3 protein-coding genes and 1 pseudogene are annotated in these 2,292 nt (G+C 70.7%); 1 reads left to right on the forward strand and 3 read right to left on the reverse strand.

Translation table 11 applies throughout. The features are described 5' to 3' along the window. From VFF46_RS22970 to VFF46_RS22980, 3 genes are all read right to left on the reverse strand, one after another. Nucleotides 1-431 (reverse strand): TrmH family RNA methyltransferase (locus VFF46_RS22970; RefSeq protein ID WP_325039255.1); only part of this gene is annotated, 431 nt, incomplete at its 3' end. Between the two features lie 4 nt (nt 432-435). Next, complete coding sequence (locus VFF46_RS22975) at nt 436-639, reverse strand: DUF4287 domain-containing protein (protein ID WP_325039256.1); 204 nt, start codon at nt 637-639, stop codon at nt 436-438. 3 nt (nt 640-642) lie between these two features. Next, nucleotides 643-2,049, reverse strand: a complete 1,407-nt coding sequence (locus VFF46_RS22980) for a pyridoxal phosphate-dependent decarboxylase family protein (RefSeq protein WP_325039257.1) — start codon at nt 2,047-2,049, stop codon at nt 643-645. 48 nt (nt 2,050-2,097) lie between these two features. Here VFF46_RS22980 and VFF46_RS22985 point away from each other — a divergent pair. Continuing rightward, nucleotides 2,098-2,292, forward strand: a pseudogene (locus tag VFF46_RS22985) (MFS transporter); the annotation flags it as partial.

Below are 2,292 nucleotides of genomic sequence, written 5' to 3' on the forward strand. Positions count from 1 at the left end.
CCGACGTGCGGCGTACCGGCCCGGGGCAGGATCACGCCGTCGAACCCGGCGCCGGTCGCGGTCCGGAGGATCATCCCGACGTTCCCCGGGTTGGTCACGCCGTCGAGCAAGAAAACGTTTGTCGGCCGCTTTCCGCGGTCCCGGACGAACTCCTCCAGCGGCGTCATCCGCGGCGCGTTCACGTCCGCGACCACGCCCTGGTCGTGCTTGCCGTTCCCGGCCAGCCACTTCACCCGGCTGGCCGTCGCCCGCTCGACCGGCGTCCCGTCCTGCTCCGCGGCCCGCAGGATCTCCTGCATCGAATGGCCGGTCGCGTTGTCCGCGAGCACGACCTTCGCCACCGACAGCTTCGGATCGTGCAACGCCTCCAGCACCGGCTTGCGGCCGTAGACGGTGATCCACTTGTCGCGCGGCGATTTCTTCGATTCCACCCGCCTACAGTAGCGCCGGGTTCGTTGCCTTCCCGTCCAGCCACAGAACGTCGCTCGGGTCGGAGTGCGAGCCCTTCGTGCCCACGTGCTTGGCGCTGATCTGCGCGCCGTTCTTGATCACGTGCACCAGCGCCATCCCGTGCCCCCGGCCGAGTTCGTAGTCCCCCTTGAGCCAGTCGAGGATCGTCCCGGCGGAAATCGACACCACCGATCAGGAAACTTTCCGCAACACTCGGAGAACGGCTTCTGCCGAGCGGTCGATGTCGTCGCGGCCGGTGGTCCAGTTGGTGACCGAGATGCGCATCGCGGCCCGGCCCTGCCAGGTGGTGCCGGACATCCAGCAGGTTCCGTCGCGCTGGACCTCGGCGACCACCCGGCGGGTGACTGCATCGTCGTTCCCGAATCGCACCAGGACCTGGTTCAGTACGACGTCGTTGAGTATGTCGGCGCCACCGGCGCGGAGCGCGTCCGCGAACCGGGCGGCCATCGCGTGGCAGCGATCGACGATCTCCGCGATACCGGTACGGCCGAGCGCACGGACGGCGGCGTACACCGGGATCCCGCGGGCGCGCCGGGAGAACTCCGGGTTGTAGTCGAGCGGGTCGCGTTCGCCGATCTCGTCCTGGATCAGGTACGACGCGCGGATCGACATCGCGGCGCGGTGCGCCTCCGGATGCGCACAGAGCACCAACCCGGAGTCGTACGGCACATTCAGCCACTTGTGCGCGTCGGTCGCCCAGGAGTCGGCCAAGTCGACCCCGTCCAGGAGAGGACTGAGTCGTGAACTGACCGCGGCCCAGAGCCCGAACGCACCGTCGACATGCACCCACGCCCCGTTCGCGCGCGCCACCTCGCAAATCTCCCGCAGCGGATCGAACGCCCCGGTGTTCACGTTACCGACCTGCGTACAGACCACCGTCGGACCCGTCCCACGCCCACCCGACGCGCCCGTGGCGTCGTCCTGGAGCGCCTCGACCAGTGCGTCCGGGCGCATCCGGCCCTGGTCATCGACGGCGACCGGCACGATGCAGTCCGTGCCGAGGCCCAGGAACCTGAGCGCCCGGTCGATCGTGTCGTGCCGCTCGGCGCCCGCCAGCACCCGGACCGCCGGCGCCCCGATCAGTCCCTGCCGCTCCACATCCCGTCCGGCGCGCCGCAGTACCTCGTGCCGTGCCGCGGCGAGCCCGGTGAAGTTCGCCATCTGCGCCCCCGTGACGAACCCGACCGACGTACCCGTTGGCAGCCCGAACAGCTCGGTCAGCCACCCCGCGGTGATGTCCTCGATCACGGCGGCCGCGGGCGAGGCGGCGTACAACCCCGCGTTCTGATCCCAGGCCGTCGTCAGCCAGTCCGCGGCCAGCGAAGCCGGCGTCGCGCCGCCGAACACGAACCCGAAGAACCGTCCGCTCCCGCTCGCCAGCAGCCCGTCCTCGACCCCGGCCGCGAGCCGGGCGACGACCTCGCGCGGATCCGACGGCCCACCCGGCAGCGGTCCGCCGAGTTTCGCACGCAACTCCGCCGCGCTCGCGCGCGGCCCGACCCGCCGCTCCGGCAGCCCGCCGAGGTACGTCGTCGCGCGCTCGTAAGCCTCGGTCAGCGGCCCCTCCCAATCGACCATGCCTCCTTTGTACGCCGCATTCCCGGCCGGGGCGCGTACAGTTCGCGCATGCAGATCCGGAGTCGGTGGTCGGCGATCGTCGGCTACTCCCTGGTCGGCGCGGCCACCCAACTGGTCTGGCTGAACTTCGCCGGCGTCACGACCGTCGCGGCCGCCCGGTACGGCGTGTCCGAAAGCGCGATCGGCTGGCTCGCCCAGGTGTTCCCGCTGCTGTACGTCGTACTCGCGATCCCGTGCGGCCTG

This window comes from Kribbella sp. (assembly GCF_035655035.1).
In the GTDB taxonomy this organism is placed as follows: Bacteria; Actinomycetota; Actinomycetes; order Propionibacteriales; family Kribbellaceae; genus Kribbella.